The organism is Chryseobacterium sp. HMWF035 (assembly GCF_003094695.1).
Lineage (GTDB): Bacteria > Bacteroidota > Bacteroidia > Flavobacteriales > Weeksellaceae > Chryseobacterium > Chryseobacterium gambrini.
This window is the reverse complement of record NZ_QEHP01000114.1, coordinates 8,209-12,223: the sequence shown is the minus strand read 5'-3', so window position 1 is coordinate 12,223 and position 4,015 is coordinate 8,209. Positions and strand designations below refer to the sequence as shown.

General features: G+C 36.3%; 5 protein-coding genes. 4 read left to right on the top strand and 1 reads right to left on the bottom strand.

The window, feature by feature from the left end:
* Positions 1 to 1,140 (top strand): peptidase domain-containing ABC transporter (locus tag DD829_RS17455; RefSeq protein ID WP_116547987.1); only part of this gene is annotated, 1,140 nt, incomplete at its 5' end.
* A 10-nt stretch (positions 1,141 to 1,150) separates the two neighbouring features.
* The gene (locus tag DD829_RS17450) at positions 1,151 to 2,452 is read left to right on the top strand and encodes an HlyD family secretion protein (protein ID WP_116547986.1); all 1,302 of its coding nucleotides are present in this window, start codon (positions 1,151 to 1,153) and stop codon (positions 2,450 to 2,452) included.
* 173 nt (positions 2,453 to 2,625) lie between these two features.
* Here the strand turns inward: DD829_RS17450 and DD829_RS17445 are convergent, their stop codons facing one another.
* Positions 2,626 to 3,027: a hypothetical protein gene (locus DD829_RS17445; protein ID WP_116547985.1), complete on the bottom strand. Its 402-nt coding sequence runs from the start codon at positions 3,025 to 3,027 to the stop codon at positions 2,626 to 2,628.
* Between the two features lie 245 nt (positions 3,028 to 3,272).
* Between DD829_RS17445 and DD829_RS17440 the strand changes: the two genes are divergently transcribed.
* Both DD829_RS17440 and DD829_RS23780 read left to right on the top strand, forming a co-directional pair.
* Entirely contained in the window at positions 3,273 to 3,467 is a 195-nt protein-coding gene (locus DD829_RS17440) for an AbrB/MazE/SpoVT family DNA-binding domain-containing protein (RefSeq protein ID WP_123906916.1), read from the top strand.
* Between the two features lie 43 nt (positions 3,468 to 3,510).
* Entirely contained in the window at positions 3,511 to 3,666 is a 156-nt protein-coding gene (locus DD829_RS23780) for a hypothetical protein (protein WP_165814882.1), read from the top strand.
* Positions 3,667 to 4,015: the final 349 nt, after the last annotated feature.

Here is a 4,015-nt window from a genome sequence, read left to right as displayed (position 1 = left end):
AAGGTCATTGAGCTGATCAACGGAATGCAGGAGATTAAAATGCATAATGCCGAGAAACAAAAAAGATGGGACTGGGAATTTCTACAGGTGAAATTATTTAAGCTGAGAATAAAATCTTTGTCTTTGGAACAATGGCAGTCTGTAGGAGGAAATTTCATCAATCAGATGAAAGATATTTTCGTGAGCTTTCTTTCGGCAAAACTGGTGCTTGAAGGAAATTTAACCTTAGGGATGATGCTTTCTGTTCAGTATATCATCGGGCAGTTAAACAGTCCTTTGCTTCAGCTGATCGATTTTATCAAACAGTTTCAGGATGCTAAAATTTCGTTGGAAAGATTGGGTGAAATTCATGATAAAGATGATGAGGAGAATAAGGAAGAACAGTACTCCCATGACATTCCTGAGAAAGATATTCTGGTGGAAAACGTTTCATTCAGATATACCGGCTCCGATGTTCCGGTTTTTGAAAATCTTACATTGAGCATTCCCTTTCAGAAAACAACGGCCATTGTTGGAGCCAGCGGAAGTGGAAAAACAACACTGTTGAAACTTTTAATGAAATTCTACGAACCTTCTCAGGGAGAAATTCGATTAGGAAATACAAAGCTTAACAATATTTCCCCGAGATTCTGGAGAGATCATTGCGGAGTGGTGATGCAGGAAGGATATGTTTTTAACGATACCATTGCCAATAATATTGCGGTCGGAGAAGATTATGTTGACAAACAAAAATTAAGAAGAGCCGTTGAAATCGCCAACATTAAAGAATTTATTGAAGAATTGCCATTAAGCTACAATACAAAAATCGGAAATGAAGGCTTGGGAGTGAGCGGCGGACAAAAACAGAGACTTTTCATTGCAAGAGCGGTTTATAAATCTCCTGACTATATCCTTTTTGATGAAGCAACTTCGGCTTTGGATGCAAACAATGAGAAAGTGATCATGGAAAATCTCGAACAGTTTTTTAAAGGTAAAACAGCAGTAGTGATTGCACACCGTCTATCCACCGTAAAACACGCCGATAAAATCATTGTTTTAGATAAAGGAAAAGTGGTAGAAGAAGGAAATCATGCGGAATTGGTTGCTTTGCGAGGAGAATATTACCGACTGGTGAAGAATCAGTTAGAACTTGGAAATTAAGAAATACGTAATGGCAGAAAAAGACATTTTAGATAATATTGAGCTTCGTTCTGAAAGTGTTCAGGATATTCTTACCCAACCTCCTCATTGGATGATCCGGTGGGGAAACACCATCATATTTTTAATTTTAGTGCTTATCTTAATGATGAGCTATGTTATTAAATATCCGGAATTTGTTCCGGCTCCTATTGTGGTTACTTCTCAGAATCCTCCTGAGAAATTACAGGCAACCATCAATTCTAAAATAGAAAAAATCTTTATTAAAAACCATCAGGAAGTTAAAAAAGATCAGGTATTGATGATCATGCAATCCACAGCCGATTATAAAGATGTCTTAGAATTAAAAAAGCTGATGGATTCCATTACTCCGGATCAGCTACGCTCCTTTCCCTTGCATGAAGCTTCGCGATTTAAATTAGGAGAATTGCAGGGAGACTATAATCAATTTGCTAAAGCCTTTCAGGATGAAGCCTTATTCACAAGATTACAGCCTTACGCTCCGGAAAATTTAGCAGCCAATCAAAGTATTTCTGAGTATAGAAGCCGTATAGCAACACTAAGGCAACAGAAAAGTCTGGAACTTGCCAAATATGAACTGACCAAGAAAAATTATCAACGTTCACAGGAATTGTTTAATCAAGGCGTAATTGCGTCCGTAGAACTGGAAAACGAAAAAATAAAATACCTTCAGGCACAGCAAAACCTTCAAAACCTGAACATTTCCTTATCTCAAATAGAAGAAGGAATTTCCAATTTAAACAAGACCAAAAGCGGAGCTTCCATCAGTACAGAAAAAGATAAGATCACGTATTCTTCTCAAACCTTACAATTGTTTGAACAATTAAGAAAATCATTAAAGCAGTGGGAGCAAAGCTATCTTGTGATTTCCAATACCGATGGTATTGCCAGTTTTCAGCAGTTTTTTGGGGAGAATCAGTTTATTAAAGCGGGGGATCCTATTTTATCTATTTTACCTAAAAACAAAGAAGCACTAGTAGGAAGAATGCAGGTTCCGGCTACCAATTCAGGTAAGATTGCTTCGGGTGAAAAGGTTTTGATTAAACTCGACAATTACCGTTATCAGGAATACGGAATTGTAGAAGGAAAGGTTCAGAATATTTCCATTGCTCCTGATGATAAAGGGAATTATTATGTGGATGTACTTCTTCCGAGAGGACTTAAAACCAGTTATAACAAAAACTTGATTTTCGATAAAGAACTGAAAGGTAATGCAGAAATTGTTACCCAGGATCTCAGGCTGCTTGAACGTTTCTTTTATCAGATCAGGAAATTATTGGGATATCAAAGCTGAAAATAGAATGGCTAAATATAAATTTTAAAACATTGTATATGATCGAATTAGTGGAATTAGTCTTAGCTTTTGTTATGTTTATAATGGAATTTGTGTACTCCGTTTTTTGTCCTATATCCTTTTAGTAAAAAATCTCCGTTGGAAAAGCCAATGGAGATTGAGTTGAAGTACGACTATTCTTTCAGGCAAAATTCATGCAGGTAATATTCTACGGTATTCCAGGAGATTCCCTCACTGCGATTGTGGTTGGCAATCATTTGATACAGGGCTTTCATAAAATTTCCCCTTTCGAACAGCAGATGTCCCGCAATCTTTTCCAGTTCTTTTGCCTTCTGTTCAAAATGCTCCTCTTTCCAGATCACCACTGTTTCCAGATGGGAGAGCCTTTCCACAATTTCCTGATGCCCCATATTCGGAAATACCGGAGTTCCCACCTTTTCAGATACAAGAATCAGCACTTCACTTTTTTTAGGAGCAAAAGGATGAGCTGCCATCCGGGCTGCTGCCTGTCCGTTTTCTGCTTCAACCGATCCGAATTCATACTTTAAAAAATGGAACGTTTTGTCTTTAATCATAGTACTTATTTTTTATTGAACTATTGAACCTCCATCATATTTTTCAGAAAAGCATTTGCAAGGTTAAATTTTGAAATTTGAAGACATATTTTTATCACAGGAAGGATCCTGAAGAAATCCCGGGAAATAAAAGACCTTGAATTCATGAGTTTAATCAATATCATTAAATTAACGAATCCAATCCTCACCCGTTTTTCATGGATTGCAGTTTGTTATTCTTATTTATTATGGATCAGTTCATAAAAATGCTTCACAGCCTAAAAATGTTCAATACCGGGCAGATCACACTTCCTAAAGCATGGAGGTCAAAATACAATACCCAGAACTTTCTTGCCGAGGAAACTCCGGAAGGTCTTCTGATTACCCCGATAACCGCTAAAGAAACAGCATCGGCATATTATGAAAACGGAGAAGAATTCGGAATCTATTTTCCCGAATGAGCCAATCCCGAAGCGCTTATTTCACATATTAAACAATGTCAGAATGATTAATATAGCAGCAAACTTCATCCAAAAACTATCGCGTAAAGAAATACAGAAACTGTCTGTACTTTTACAGGCAGTGAGCGACAAAGAACGAAAAAAATATCCGTATACTCCTCTTGCAGAGCTTGCACATCATTTTAAAATCATTCATTGAAACTTTCGTATTGTTTTTTACCAAAAGGAAAAACATACCAAAATCCAGAATATAGGCTACATTAAAAGTGAATTTGCCTGTTCTGAATAATGAATTGTATCATTAATATGCCCTCTATTATATCACAATTTTGAAAAATGTACAGTAAAAATTAATGAATTTAGTTAATTGCTCTTGATTTTATGAAATTAATGAATAGTATACTCTTGTTCATTTATTTTGTAATTAACATCGTATGAAAAATAATGCAATCGAACCCCTCGACAGATTCACGACTAAATTAAAGAAAATGGCATCTCTGAAACCGGAAAAGAGATTAAAAGCTTTGGTGGCGTATCATGCTCTAACC